This is a genomic window from Streptomyces sp. NPDC041940 (assembly GCF_055589465.1).
Map to the genome: position 1 here is coordinate 243,892 of NZ_JBVJBP010000011.1, position 13,973 is coordinate 257,864.

General features: G+C 73.8%; 11 protein-coding genes. 8 read left to right on the forward strand and 3 right to left on the reverse strand.

Going from position 1 to position 13,973, the window contains the following annotated elements; genetic code table 11:
• Positions 1 to 8: 8 nt before the first annotated feature.
• Positions 9 to 992 (forward strand): ATP-grasp ribosomal peptide maturase, encoded by a 984-nt coding sequence (gene tgmB, locus ACZ6I3_RS20730; RefSeq protein WP_469416326.1) that lies wholly within the window; start codon positions 9 to 11, stop codon positions 990 to 992.
• A 57-nt stretch (positions 993 to 1,049) separates the two neighbouring features.
• Here tgmB and ACZ6I3_RS20735 read toward each other — a convergent pair whose 3' ends face one another.
• Together ACZ6I3_RS20735 and ACZ6I3_RS20740 are read right to left on the reverse strand one after the other, a co-directional pair.
• Complete coding sequence (locus tag ACZ6I3_RS20735) at positions 1,050 to 1,253, reverse strand: hypothetical protein (protein ID WP_469416327.1); 204 nt, start codon at positions 1,251 to 1,253, stop codon at positions 1,050 to 1,052.
• A gap of 141 nt (positions 1,254 to 1,394) precedes the next feature.
• A complete protein-coding gene (locus ACZ6I3_RS20740) occupies positions 1,395 to 1,868 on the reverse strand; it encodes a hypothetical protein (protein WP_469416328.1) in 474 nt (157 codons plus the stop codon).
• Positions 1,869 to 2,056: 188 nt separating this feature from the next.
• Here ACZ6I3_RS20740 and ACZ6I3_RS20745 point away from each other — a divergent pair, with 188 nt between their 5' ends.
• A complete protein-coding gene (locus ACZ6I3_RS20745; RefSeq protein ID WP_469416330.1) occupies positions 2,057 to 3,028 on the forward strand; it encodes a GlxA family transcriptional regulator in 972 nt (323 codons plus the stop codon).
• A 44-nt stretch (positions 3,029 to 3,072) separates the two neighbouring features.
• Here ACZ6I3_RS20745 and ACZ6I3_RS20750 read toward each other — a convergent pair whose 3' ends face one another.
• Positions 3,073 to 3,324, reverse strand: a complete 252-nt coding sequence (locus tag ACZ6I3_RS20750; protein ID WP_469416331.1) for a DUF5133 domain-containing protein — start codon at positions 3,322 to 3,324, stop codon at positions 3,073 to 3,075.
• Positions 3,325 to 3,545: 221 nt separating this feature from the next.
• Here ACZ6I3_RS20750 and ACZ6I3_RS20755 point away from each other — a divergent pair, with 221 nt between their 5' ends.
• From ACZ6I3_RS20755 to ACZ6I3_RS20780, 6 genes are all read left to right on the forward strand, one after another.
• Positions 3,546 to 5,084, forward strand: a complete 1,539-nt coding sequence (locus ACZ6I3_RS20755) for an acyl-CoA carboxylase subunit beta (protein ID WP_469416333.1) — start codon at positions 3,546 to 3,548, stop codon at positions 5,082 to 5,084.
• A gap of 52 nt (positions 5,085 to 5,136) precedes the next feature.
• Complete coding sequence (locus ACZ6I3_RS20760) at positions 5,137 to 6,900, forward strand: fatty acyl-AMP ligase (RefSeq protein ID WP_469416334.1); 1,764 nt, start codon at positions 5,137 to 5,139, stop codon at positions 6,898 to 6,900.
• A complete protein-coding gene (locus tag ACZ6I3_RS20765; RefSeq protein ID WP_469416336.1) occupies positions 6,897 to 10,859 on the forward strand; it encodes a beta-ketoacyl synthase N-terminal-like domain-containing protein in 3,963 nt (1,320 codons plus the stop codon). Before ACZ6I3_RS20760 ends, ACZ6I3_RS20765 begins: the two co-directional genes overlap by 4 nt.
• 22 nt (positions 10,860 to 10,881) lie before the next feature.
• Entirely contained in the window at positions 10,882 to 11,835 is a 954-nt protein-coding gene (locus ACZ6I3_RS20770; protein WP_469416338.1) for an alpha/beta hydrolase, read from the forward strand.
• Positions 11,836 to 11,957: 122 nt separating this feature from the next.
• Complete coding sequence (locus tag ACZ6I3_RS20775; RefSeq protein WP_469416340.1) at positions 11,958 to 13,175, forward strand: PucR family transcriptional regulator; 1,218 nt, start codon at positions 11,958 to 11,960, stop codon at positions 13,173 to 13,175.
• Positions 13,176 to 13,324: 149 nt separating this feature from the next.
• Complete coding sequence (locus tag ACZ6I3_RS20780; RefSeq protein ID WP_469416341.1) at positions 13,325 to 13,966, forward strand: cutinase family protein; 642 nt, start codon at positions 13,325 to 13,327, stop codon at positions 13,964 to 13,966.
• The last annotated feature ends 7 nt before the right edge of the window (positions 13,967 to 13,973 follow it).

Sequence of the window (13,973 nt, forward strand, 5' to 3'; positions counted from 1 at the left end):
CGCCGAAGATGACCGTACTGATCCTCACCTGTGAGGAGGACGTGACCGCGGACATGGTGGTCGTGCACCTGAACGCGACGGGGGTTCCGGTGGTCCGCGTCGATCCCGCCGACCTGACCGGCGGTGTCGCGCTGTCCGGTGAGTACGTACACGGCCGTTTCCGTGGCCATCTGTCCGCCGGGGGGCGGCTGGTGAGCATCGGGGGACTGCGCTCGGTCTGGGTGCGCCGGCCCGGCACTCCGGCCGGGCGGGCGGCCCAGCCGTCCGCGTGGCTGACCGAGGAGGCCGCTCAGGCGCTCTACGGCATGCTGCGGGGCTCGGACGCGCGCTGGATGAACCATCCGGACGCGGCCCGCCGGGCCCGGCACAAGCCGTGGCAGCTGCGTCTCGCCCAGCGGTGCGGCCTGCCCGTGCCGGCGACGCTGATCACGACCTTCCCGCGGGCCGCCCGCGAGTTCGCCGAGCGCTACCCGGACCTGGTGGTCAAGCCGGTGTCGGGCGCGCATCCGCAGGACCCGCCCCGGGCGGTGCCGACCAGCCGGGTCGCGCCGGACACGGACTTCTCCGCCGTCGCGTTCGGGCCGACGCTGTTACAGCGGCGGGTCGCCAAGCGGGCCGACATCCGTCTCACCGTGGTGGGTGAGCAGATGATGGCCGCCCGCAAGGCGACCGCCGCGGACGCGGACCCGGACGACGTCGACGTGCGCTTCGCCGCGCCCGGCTCTCCGTGGTGCCCCGCCGATGTGCCGTCGTGCATCGCGGCGGGCGTCCAGGCCTATCTGCGTGGGGCCGAACTGGCCTACGGCGCCTTCGACTTCGTCGAGGACGCGGACGGGACCTGGTGGTTCCTGGAGTGCAACCAGTCGGGGCAGTTCGGGTTCGTCGAGGTGGAGACGGGTCAGCCGATCGCGCGCACCATCGCGGAGTGGCTGGCCCGCCCGATCCCCGACGAGTCACCGCATGTCAACGGCTCGAGCACGACGGTCCGTTGAGCGCCGGGCCCGGCCACGCGCCGGTCCCGGGCGGTCTCATGGCCACGGTCTCCTCGCTCACGGCTGCCGCGGGGCGGGGAGCATGGCCGTGCGCTGCCAGCCCGTGCCCGGGGCCTGCGGGCGGTCGTAGCCGGGGGACTGGTAGGGCCGCATGGCCATCTCCAGTTCCCTGCTCACGCGTTCGGCCTCGCGGCGAACCTGTGCGGGCACATCGCCGCACTCCGCGATGAGTCGGTCGTAGATGGGGGAATCCTGGAACACCCGGCAACGTGCCTTTCTGCTCGTCGTCCCCGTGCGGGGGCAAGACTGACGAGTCTAGGCGGCCCGGTATCCCGGAGTGTGAATTCCCTGGGATGACTTGACGCAGAACGGACATCTGTGCCAGGCGGAGTGGCGCGGCTCTCAGGCCCCCGTGGTGGAGCCCGGCCGGACGATCATGAGGACGGTGACCGTCGCCCACAGGAGGTTGAAGACGCCGGTGAACATGGCGAGCTGAACGGTGTTCTGGCGATCGACGGTCTGTTCGCCCTTCAGCCGGTCGAGCAGCTCCTCCTGGCGGGGCAGGACGAACGCGGCCAGCATCCCGGCGGCGGCCGCGGTCAGCGCGATGGAGGCGACGAGCCATCCGCTGCCCAGGACGCCCATCGCGGCACCCGTGGCGAGCCCGAGGACCGGGACGGTCAGTCCGACACCGGAGTAGACGCGGCAGATGCGGTGCAGCAGCGCGACCGTGCCGACCGCCGAGGGGTCGGGGCCGTCGCCGAGCGCGACGGCCGCGCGGCGCGCCGCCGGCGGGAACATGCTGGCCGCGACGGTCACGGGACCGATGGCGACGATGGCGGCCAGGACATGGAGGGACAGCAGGAACTTGGTCACCGGGACTCTTTCCATGACGCGATCAACGATGCCGGGCCCACGTTAGGGAGCCGGGACATGATCACCCATGGGCTGGAACGACAGTTTCCAACGGATTCCCGCCAACTCGTCCGACCTGCGCCCACGCCTCCCGGGCCATCCCGTCCCCGGGTCACACCGCTGGCGGGAACACACCTAGGGTGACGGGCATGCACTCCGTGGCGATCCTGGTTCTCGACCGAGTGGTGCCGTTCGACATGGCGGCGCCCCAGCAGACGTTCGCCTGGACCCATATGCCGGACGGGCGTCCCGCCTACCGGGTCCGGTTGTGCGCCGAGACGCCGGAGGTGCGCGCGGACGGCGGTTTCACGCTGCGCATCGACCAGGGTCTCGAGGTGCTGGCGGAGGCCGACACCATCATCGTGCCGGGCTGCTCCCCCGACGCCGCGCCGCCCTCCGCCCGGGTGCTGGCGGCGCTGCGGCGGGCGGCCGAGTCCGGTACCCGGATCGCGTCCGTGTGCGTGGGTGCCTTCGTACTGGCGGAGGCCGGGCTGCTGGACGGCCTGCGCGCCACGACGCACTGGGTGGCCGCCGGCGAACTGGCCCAGCGGTTCCCGGCGGTCGAGGTGGAGCCGGACGTGCTGTACGTGGACAACGGTCAGATCCTCACCTCGGCCGGCGCGGCGGCGGCGCTGGATCTGTGCCTGCACATGATCCGGCGGGATCTGGGGTCGGCCGTCGCGGCGAACATCGCCCGGATGTCGGTGATGCCGCTGGAAAGGGAGGGCGGGCAGGCCCAGTTCATCGTGCACGAGCACCCGCCCGTGCCCCGGGGGTCGGCGTTCGAGCCGCTGCTGGAGTGGATCGAGGACCATCTCGCGCACGAGGTGACGCTGGGCACCCTGGCGGCGCGCGCGGGGATGAGCGAGCGGACCTTCAGCCGCCGCTTCCGCGAGCAGACCGGCACCACGCCGTTGCAGTGGCTGCTGCGGGCGCGGGTGCGGCGCGCCCAGTACCTGCTGGAGAACACGGACCACTCGGTCGAACGGATCGCGCGCCAGGCGGGGTTCGGCTCACCGACGGCGTTCCGGGAGCGGTTCCGCAAGGTGGTGGGCACCACGCCGTACGCGTACCGCTCGGCGTTCCACAGGAAGACGAACGCCCCGGCGGCCCGTCCATAGGCCACCGGGGCGGTGCCCGGCCGTGCGCCGGGTCTCACACGTTCTCAGCCGACCAGCGTCAAGCCGTTCTCCCCGTCCGCCTCCGCGGCCTCGGACCGCCCCTTGGTGAGCAGCAGGGTGTCCGCCTTGGCGATGGCGTCGTGGATGACGGACGTCCCCATCATCACGCACAGCGTGTAGCTGACGTCGTCAAGCTCGCGTGCCGCCGTCGGCACGTGCCTCTCCGCCTGAGCGATCCTCAGCGACGCGTATCGCGTCAGCAGCTCCCTGACGACCTTCCGGTCCGGTACGAGCACGTAGCGCCCCTCTCTCTGTTTTTCGCTCCGTATGCCCGAACCACGCGGAAACATTCACATGTTTTACTCACCCAGGGTGGAAATGACTGGAATTGATCGGTCTGTTGTCACTGGGGGATGAAACCCCCTGTCGAAGGACTCAACTCCCCCACACAGAAAGGTGATTCACCCGGCACCTCCCCGCCTCACTGCCACAGTCGAGAGCCCCTTCGGAGGTGGCTGTGAGCACAGAGGTGAGCGAGAGCACCGCGGAACGCGTCGCCGGCCTGGCAGCACGCCGGGACCGGGCGGTGGCCCCGGGCGGGCCGCGCAGGCGCGGGGAGTTCTCGGCCCGGGAGCGGATCGAACGGCTCGTGGACAAGGACTCCTTCACCGAGACGGGTCTGTTCGTGCGGGCCCGGCCCGCCGGGCAGGACGCCCGCCGCCCCTGTGGCGACGGGGTGGTCACCGGGTACGGCACGGTCGACGGCCGCCAGGTGTGCGTGTTCGCCCAGGACTCCACCGTGTTCGGCGGCAGCATGGGCGAGGCCTTCGGGGAGAAGACCGTCGCCCTGATGGACCTCGCCCTGAAGACCGGCTGCCCGGTGATCGGCCTGAACGACTCCGGCGGCGCCCGGATCCAGGAGGGTGTCGCCGCCCTCGCCCTCTACGCCGAGCTGGTGCGCCGCAACGTCAAGGCGTCCGGGGTGATTCCGCAGCTCTCGGTCGTCCTGGGGCCGTGCGCGGGCGGCGCCGCCTACTCCCCGGCGATCACCGACTTCACGGTGATGGTGGACGGCGCCTCGCACATGTTCGTCACCGGCCCCGACGTCATCGAGACGGTCACCGGCGAGCGCACCACCGCCGAGGAGCTGGGCGGCGCCCGCACCAGCAACACCGTCAACGGCAACGCCCACTTCCTGGCCGCCGACGAGGAGGACGCCCTCGACACCGTGCGCGACCTGCTGTCGTACCTCCCGGCCAACAACCTGGAACGGCCCCCGGAGTACGCGCCCGGGCACGCTCCGCCCGGGGCCGGACTCGACGAGGTCGTCCCGGACCGGCTCGGTGAGGCCTACGACATGCGGGACATCCTGCACGCGGTCGTCGACGACGGTGAACTGCTCCAGGTGCAGGAGCTGTTCGCGCCGAACATCATCTGCGCCCTGGCCCGGGTCGAGGGCCGCTCGGTGGGTGTCGTCGCCAACCAGCCGCTGTGTGCCGCCGGTGTCCTCGACATCGACGCGTCGGAGAAGGCGGCGCGGTTCGTGCGGTTCTGCGACGCGTTCGGCATCCCCCTGCTGACCTTCGCCGATGTGCCCGGGTATCTGTCCGGGGTGCGGCAGGAGCAGGCCGGGATCATCCGGCGCGGCGCGAAGCTGCTGTACGCCTACGCCGAGGCGACGGTGCCCAAGGTCACGGTGGTGGTGCGCAAGGCGTACGGCGGCGGATACGCGGTGATGGGCTCCAAGCATCTGGGCGCCGACGTCAACCTCGCCTGGCCCACCGCCCGTATCGCCGTCATGGGCGCCGAGGGGGCCGTGGGCGTGCTGCACCGGCGCGAACTCGCCGCGTCCGACGACCCGGAGGCGCTGCGCGCCCGGCTTCTCGCGGCGTACGAGCGCACCCACGGCACTCCGTATCTCGCCGCCGAGCGCGGCTATGTCGACGCCGTCATCGCGCCGCGCGAGACCCGGGAGCAGGTCTGCCGGGCGCTGCGCGCCCTGCGCGGCAAACGCGCGCCGATGCCGGAACGCCGGCACGGCAACATCCCGCTCTGACCTCGCCCTTTTCGACTCGTAGGCCGATGCACGCCGTGAGGAGCCCCGCCTGATGGACAGCCGCCGCCCCCCGCTCGCGCCCGCGTGCCCGACGCTGCCGGAGTACGTGTGGCACTGGGCCGAAACCACCCCGGACCGCCGGGCGTTCACCTTCGTCCAGCATCCGGCACAGCACGCGCGCGGCGTCCACCGCACCCTGACCTGGAGCCGCCTGGACGTGCGGGTGCGGGCGCTGGCCGCGCACCTCGCCGAACAGGCCAGGCCCGGGGACCGGGTCGCGTTGCTGTGTCCGCAGGGCACGGAGTACGTGACCGCCTTCCTCGCGGCGCTGGCCGCGGGACTGGTCGCCGTACCGCTGTATCCGCCGGACCTGCCCGGGCACGCGGACCGGCTGGCGGGCGTCCTGGCGGATGCCCGTCCCTCGGTGGTCGTGACCACGAGCCGGGTCCAGGACGAGGTGCGGGACTTCCTCGGTTCCGACGGGCCGCGGATCGTCCTGGCGGACCAGGTGCCCGACGACGCCGTCCACGGCTGGCGGCCCGTCCCGCCGGACGCCGAGGCGACCGCCTACCTCCAGTACACCTCCGGTTCGACCCGCGCCCCGGCGGGCGTGGAGATCAGCCACGGCAACGTCGTCGCCAACGCCCGCCAGGCGCTGACCGCCTACGGTGCCGACGCCGGCCCGCTGACCTGCGTGGGCTGGCTGCCGCTCTACCACGACATGGGCCTGGTGCTGAGCATCGCGGCCCCGGTGACACGCGGGCTCCTGTCGGTCCTCATGGACCCGGCGGCGTTCCTGCACGAGCCGGTGCGCTGGCTGCGGCTGCTCGCCGCGCATCCGAACGTGGTCAGCGCCGCGCCCAACTTCGCCTACGACTACTGCGTCGCGACCGTGACCGCCGAGCAGAAGGAGGGGCTGCGGCTCGACAGGGTCACCGCGCTGATCAACGGCAGCGAGCCGGTCCGCCCGGGCACGGCCGACCGTTTCCACGCGGCGTTCGCCGCCCAGGGCCTGGCCCCGGAGACACACTGCCCGTCGTACGGCCTGGCCGAGGCCACCGTGTTCGTCTGCGCGGCCCGGCCCGGTGAGCCGCTCACCCGGTTCGCGCTGGACCGTGACGCCCTGGCGGCCGGTAAGGCCCTGCCCGCGCGGCCGGACGATCCCCGGGCCGTGCTGCTGGCGGGCTGCGGCACCCCGGCGGGGCAGCGGGTCCGGGTCGCCGACCCGGTCACGCGGGCCCTGCTGTCGGAAGGTGAGGTCGGAGAGATCTGGGTGCAGGGGCCGAACGTGGGACGCGGCTACTGGAACCGGGGGTCGCGGGAGGTGTTCGGCGCCGAGTTCGCGGACGCCGCGGCCGGTCCGGGCGGCTGGCTGCGGACGGGCGATCTGGGGACGGTGCTGGAGGGGCAGCTGGTCGTCACGGGGCGGTTGAAGGACCTGATCATCGTGGACGGCCGCAACCACTATCCGCAGGACGTCGAGGCGACCGCCCAGGACGCGGACCCGGCGGTGCGCCGGGACCGGCTGGCGGCGTTCGCCGTACCGGGCGGCGCCGGTGAGGGGGTGGTGGTCGTGGCGGAGCACGCGCGGACCGCGCGTCTCACCGAGTTGGACGTGCCGGCCGTGGTGCGTGCCGTGCGGGGTGCCGTCTCCGCGCGGCACGGGCTGCGGCTCGCGGACGTGGTCCTGGTGCCGCCGGGCACGGTGCCGCGTACCTCCAGCGGGAAGGTGTCGCGGGCACTGACCCGGACCCGGTATCTGGAGGGCGCTTACGGCGGCCGGGCCCGGGCGGCGACGCCGGGTGCCGCGGGATGAGGCCCCTCGACGAGGACGCGCTGCGCCGGCTCATCGCCGAGCGGGTGTCAGCCTGGTGCGGCACGTCCCCCGAGGCCGTCCCGATGGACCGGCCCCTGGCCGACCTCGGCATGTCCTCACGGGACGCGGTCGCCCTGGCCGGTGAGCTGTCCCGGGCCTCGGGGCGGGAACTGCCGCCGACCCTGCTGTGGGAGACGCCGACCGGAGAGGCGCTGGTGGCGCGGCTGTGCGACGCGGGAGCCTCGCAGGCCCCGACGGTTGCCCTGGCCGGACCGCCGGGCAGTACGGCCGAGCCGGTCGCGGTCGTCGGAGTCGGCTGCCGGCTGCCCGGCGGGGTGCACGGCCCGGACGGCTACTGGCGGCTGCTCAGCGAGGGCGTCGACGCGATCCGGCGCGTCCCGGAGGACCGCTGGCGCGACTTCACCGCCTTCCCTCCCCCGGACGCGCATCCGTACGGCGGCTATCTCGATGACATCGCCGGGTTCGACGCCGACTTCTTCCGGATCACCCCGCGCGAGGCCGCGGTGATGGACCCGCAGCAGCGGATCCTGCTGGAGGTCGTGCAGGAGGCGCTCGACCACGCCGCCGTTCCGGCCGGGTCCCTGGCGGGCACCGCCACCGGCGTGTTCGTCGGGGTCTCCGCCCCTGAGTACGGACAGCTCACCGGCGCCGACCCGGCCGCCGTGGATCCCTGGGCGCCGGCCGGGGGCGCCCTGAGCGTCGCCGCCGGGCGGCTCTCCTACGTCCTGGACGCCCGGGGTCCTAGCATGGCCGTCGACACGGCCTGCTCGTCCTCGCTGGTCGCCGTGCACCACGCCTGTGTCAGCCTGCGCACGGGCGAGAGCGACACGGCGATCGCCGCCGGGGTCAACCTGCTGCTGTCACCGGCGGTCTCGGTCGCCTTCCGGCGCGCGGGGGCCCTCGCGCCGGACGGGCGGTGCAAGCCGTTCTCGGCGTCGGCCGACGGCATCGGGCGCGGCGAGGGCTGCGCGGCCGTGATCCTCAAGCGGCTTTCCGACGCCGAGCGGGACGGCGACCGTGTCCTGGCGGTCGTGCGCGCCACCGCCGTCAACTCCGACGGCCGCTCGAACGGCCTCATGGCACCCAACCCGGCCGCCCAGCAGGCGTTGCTGCGGAGCGCGTACGCACGGGCGGGGCTCGCCGCGGCGCACGTCGACTACGTCGAGGCACACGGCACCGGCACGCCGTTGGGCGACCCGATCGAGGCGGGCTCGCTCGGCGCGGTGCTCGGCGCCGGCCGTGACCCGGACCAGCCGCTGCTGCTGGGTTCCGTCAAGGGCAACCTCGGTCATCTGGAGTCGGCAGCGGGCATCGCGGGCCTGGTGAAGACCGTGCTGGCCCTGCACCATGACAGCATCCCGCGGTCCCTGCACTGCGCGGAGGGCAGTTCCCTCACCGACGGCCGGCTGCGGGTGGTGACCGAGCCGGAGCCCTGGCCGCGCTACGGCGGCACCGCTGTCGCGGGAGTCTCCGGGTTCGGCTTCGGCGGCACCAACGCGCATGTGGTGCTGGAAGAGGGGCCGCCCGGCCTGGTCCCGGCCCGGCCGGCCGAGGAACCCGCGGCGCGGCTGCATCTGCTCTCCGACCTCGACGCCGAGCGCCTGGGCGACACGGCGGGCCGACTGGCCGACTGGCTGCGCGAGAGCGCCGCGCACCCTGCCGACGTGGCCCGGACCCTGGCGGGGCGCACGGGCCGGGGTCCCGTGCGGGCCGCCGTGGCCGCCCGGGACCGTGCCGAACTGGCAGATGTTCTGCGGACGTTGGCGACAGGGCATCCGGACGCACGGGTGGTGACCGGTGACCGCGACCGCGTCGGGCACGGCACCGTGTGGGTCTTCTCCGGCTACGGCAGCCAGTGGCCCGGGATGGGGCGCCGGCTGCTGGCCGAGGAACCCGCGTTCGCCGCCGCCGTCGAGAAACTCGACCCGCACCTCGCCCCGGAGTGCGGCCTGTCCCTGTACGACCACCTCTCGTCCGGTGCCGGTCTCGACCGGCTGGAGGTCGCCCAACCCGTCCTGTTCGGGCTGCAACTGGCACTCGCGGAGCTGTGGCGTTCGTACGGGGTGGAGCCCGCGGCGGTGATCGGCCACTCCATGGGCGAGGTCGCGGCGGCCGTGTGCGCGGGCGCGCTGGACGTGGCGGACGGGGCGCGGGTCATCGCCGTACGGGCCCGGCTGCTGAGCGGGCTGAGCGGCGGCGCGATGGCCGTGGTGGACCTGGACGACGCCGAACTGCGGTCTCTGGAGCGGGACTTCCCGGGGGTGCACGTCGCCGTGCACTCCTCCCCTCGGCAGAAGGTCGTCACGGGAGAGGAAACGGCGGTGGCCGGGCTCGTGCGCCGGCTGGAGGGGCAGGGCCGGGCGGCGCGGTCCATGCGGGTCGTCGGTGCCGGGCACTCGCCGCAGGTGGACCCGCTGCTGCCGGAGCTCGTCGACGCGCTGGCCGGTATCCGGGGGCGGCAGCCGCGTGTCCCCGTCTACTCCACCGTCCTCGACGACCCGCGCGGCGACTGCGGGTTCGACGCGGACCACTGGGCGGCCAACCTGCGGCTGCCCGTGCGTCTGGACCGGGCGCTCGCCACGGCCGCGGCCGACGGCCACACGGCGTTCGTCGAGATCTCGCCCCATCCGGTCCTGACGGGGGCGGTCGCCGACACCGTGCCCGGCGCCCTCGCCCTGGCCACCCTGCGCAGGGACGCCGACGGTTCGGAGGCGTTCGCGGGACAACTCGGCGCCCTGTACGTCGCGGGACAGCGGCTGCCCGCGCCGCCCGGCCGGGTCGTCGACCTGCCCCTGCCACGGTGGCGGCACGTACGGCACTGGTGGACGGACGTCCGGGCACACCCCGAGCCGGTCACGGAGGAGGAGCCCCTCGCCGAAGTCGCGGAGCCCGCTTCGGTCCTGGCCCGGCTGACCCGGCACATCGCCGCCGTCACCGGCCACCCGCCCACCCGTGTCGCCCCGGGCACCGCGCTGGCCGACCTGGGCCTGGACTCGCTGATGGCCGTCCGCGTCCGTACCGCGGTGGAGCGCGAGTTCGGCATCGCGCTGCCCCTGCGTGACCTGTTCGCCGCCGTCACCGTCGAGGACGCCGCCGCCCGGATCCGGCAGGCCCTCCCCCGCGATGACACCCCGCTGCGCCCGCTGCGTGCCACCGGTTCGCGGCCCCCGCTGTTCCTCGTCCACGCCGCGGGTGGCCCGGTCGCCGTCTACCGCCCCCTCGCCGAACGCCTCGGGGAGGACCGGCCGGTGTACGGGCTGGAGCGGATCGAGGAGGCCCGGACCGTGCCGGAGAAGGCGCGGCGCTACGCCGAGGCGATCAACGCCGCTCACCCCGACGGGCCCTGTGTGCTGGGCGGCTGGTCCTTCGGCGGCTTCGTCGCCCAGGAGACCGCGCGGCAGCTGACCGCCGCGGGGCGGGAGGTGCGGCTGGTGGTACTCATCGACTCCGTACGCCCGCTCCCCCGGCCGGGGCTGACGCGGGCCGATCGGATCCGGGCGCACTTCGAGGGCTTCGCCCGTCACGTCGCCGACACCTACGGCGTGCGGCTGGAGTTGCCGTACGACGACCTGGTGGCCCTGGACGACGACGGGGCACGTATCGACACCGTGCTGCGGTCGCTGCGCGAGGCGGCCGACGTGCCGCCCGCCGCGCTGGAGCACCAGCGGGCCTCCTACCTGGACCTGGGCATCGGGGAGTCGCACCGGCCCGGGGACCACGACGGGCCGGTGGTTCTCTACCGGGCCACCGAGTCCGCGCCGCACACCGTGCGCGACCCGGCGTACGAGCGGGACGACGAGGCGCTGGGCTGGGACGAGGTGTGCCCGCGCCTGGAGGTCGTGCCGGTGCCCGGTCACCATCTGTCGCTGCTCGACCCGCCGCACGTCGACGAGATCGCCGCCCACCTGAGCCGGGTGCTCGCCGAGCGGGCCCCCTGACACCTGAACCCGAGGAGCCGCCATGTCCGATCTGTCGCCGAAGCCCGCCGCCGGAGTGTCCCGGCGCACCGTCGCCAGAGCGACGGCAGCCGCCGGCCTCGCCGTCCTGTTCGGGGCCGCGGGCGGCACGGCCCGTGCCGGGGCCGCCACCCGGCTCGGGCCGCGCACGCTGGACGTGTCCGTGCCCTCCGCCGCGCTCGGCCGCAGCGCGCCGGTCCGGCTGATCCTGCCGTCGGGTTTCGGCTCGCAGCCGGGGCGGACCTACCCCGTGCTGTACCTGCTGCACGGCGCTCACGACGACTACACGTCGTGGACCCGCGAGACGGACATCGAGGCGTTCACCGAGGGCCGTGACCTGATCGTGGCGATGCCGGACGCGGGCCCCACCGGCATCCCCAGCGTCTGGCGCGGCGGCCCCGACTACGAGACCTTCCAGATGAAGGAGGTGCCGGCGCTGCTCGCCCGGGACTACCGGGCCTCCGGCGTGCGGGCGGTCGCCGGGGTCTCCACCGGCGGCTACGGCGCGATGGCCCACGCGGCCCGCCACCCCGGCGCGTTCAGGGCCGCGGCCTCCTACAGCGGCATCCTCGACACCACCGCCCCCGGTGTTCCCGCCATCATGGACGCCATCGTGGCCCGGGAGAACCTGCCGGCCGCTTCCCTGTGGGGCAATCCGGTGTTCAACCTCCTGACCTGGCGGGACTTCAACCCGCGCGCCCGCGCCACCGGGCTGCGCGGCACCGCCCTGTATGTCTCGCAGGGCAGCGGAGTGGGCGGGGGCGGCGATCCGCTGCCCGGGATTCTGGAGAGCGCCCTGTGGCCCTCGACCCAGGGTTTCGCCCGCACGCTGGCCCTCATGGGCGTCCCGGCCACCACGCATTTCTACGGGGGAGGCGGACACGACTGGGCCCACTGGAAGCCGGAGTTCACAGCCTCGTGGCCGGTCCTCGCCCGTGCGCTGGGCGTGCCGGAGTGACGGGGGTGCCGTCGGGGCACGGAACGGAGCGGAGGGGACGTCCGTCCAACGCTGGACTTCCCACTCGTCCCACCGGCAACAGCCCGCGGGTGAGCCGCTTCCGGTCGAAAGGAGTGTCCGTGATGGCCGTGCCCACCCCGCGCGGCGTGCCGGACCGCCCCGGCACGCCGCCGGTGCCGCCCGAGCTCGCGGAGCTGCTGCGTGCCCAACTGGCCTCCGTCGCCGACCTGGTGGAGGAGGAGGTCTGCCGTCAGGTTCCCGAGTACGCGCGTCCCGCCGGCGGGACGTACCGCAGGAACCTGCGGTCCGGGGTGGTGCAGGCGCTCACCCTGTTCGTCGACCACATCGCCGACCCGCGCGACGACGGGAGCGCGATCGCCGCGACGTACTACGAACTCGGGCGCGGCGAGGCGTTGGAGGGCCGCAGCCTGGACGCGTTGCAGTCCGCGCTGCGGGTGGGCGGGCTGCACGCCTGGCGGCTGATGGGGTCCACGGCGGAGCAGCTCGGCCTCGACTCCGCTGCCGTCGCCGCGCTCGGTGAGCTGGCGTTCCGGACCGTGCACGAGGTCGCCCAGGCGGCCGCGGCCGGCTACGCGGAGGCACAGCTGCGCAGCACCGACGAGCTGGAGCGACGGCGCAGGCGGTTGCTGGACCTGCTGCTGGAGGACGGCCCGGTGGCGCTGGAGGCCGTGCAGGACCTGGCGCACGGCGCACGCTGGCCGGTGCCCCGGACGGTCGCCGTGGTGGCACTCGCGGCGGCGCCGGACCGGCGGGAGGAGGACCGGCCGCTGGCGGCGGCGGGCGCGCTGGTGGACATGGGGTCCCGGCCACCGCGCATGCTGGTGCCCGAACCGGACGGCTCCGGCCGCTTCGGCCGGGCGTTCACACTCGCCCTGCGCGGCCGTCCCGCCGCGATCGGCCCGACGGTGGCGGTCACGGAGGCGGCGCGATCGCTGCGCCTGGCCACGAGGGCGCTCGGGCTGATGGGGCGTGGCATCCTGCCCCGCCAGGGCGTGGAGCACTGCTCCGACCATCTGTCGACCCTGCTGCTGTACGCCGACGAGCCGCTGCTGGAGCGGCTCCAGGCGCGGGTCCTGGCGCCGCTCGACACGGTCTCGGCGGGGCAGCGCGAGCGGCTGGCCGAGACGCTGCTGGCCTGGCTGCTCAGCGGCAGCAATGTGCCGGACGTGGCCGCGCGGCTGCACATCCATCCGCAGACGGTCCGCTACCGGCTGCGCCAGCTGGAGAAGCTCTTCGGGGACGCCCTGCACGATCCGGGCACCCGCCTCGATCTCATCCTCGCGTTGCGCGCGGAATCCCTGCACACACGGCAGAACTGACTCCCGCATTCAGCGGCGTACTCAATCGGCGACAAAAAACAGCGGGGATTCCATAATCCCGTCCATAACTCCCGGCGGGAGAAAGCGAATACGTTCGGGCCGTCCTTTTTCGCAGGCGCTCGACGCGCCTCACACGCGGAGGATCCCCCATGCGTATCCGTTTGTGTCTCGCCGCGCTCTCGCTGGTCGGCGGGGCCGGGCTCGCCACCCTCTCGGCTCCCCCGGCCTCGGCCGCGGCCTGCTCCGACGTGGAACTCGTCTCGGCACGCGGCACCTTCGAGCCCGGGACGCTCGGCTTCATCGTCGGCGACCCGGTGCTTTCCGCCCTGCAGAAGAAAGCAGCGGGCAAAAACCTGTCCAGCTACAAGGTGAACTATCCCGCCGACCTCTCCCCGACGTCCGCGGCGCAGGGCAATCTGGACCTGGTGAACCATGTGAGGAGCCAGGCCGCGTCCTGCCCGAACCAGAAGTTCGTCCTCGTCGGCTATTCGCAGGGCGCGAACGTCGTCGACAACTCGATCGGCATCAGCAGCGCGGGCGCTGTGGTCGGCAGCCCCATCGTGGCCACGCTGCCCGCCTCGGTCGAGCCGAAGGTCGCAGCGGTGCTGCTGTTCGGCAACCCGATCCGGGCCCTCGGCAAGAGCGTCACCGGCACCTACCAGAGCCGCACCCTGGACCTCTGCGCCCAGGGCGACCCCGTCTGCGAGAACGGCGGGGGTGACGTCGGGGCGCATCTGAGCTACCGCGACGACGCCGACGCGGCCGCCACGTTCGCCGCGGGCAGGCTCTAGTCCCGGA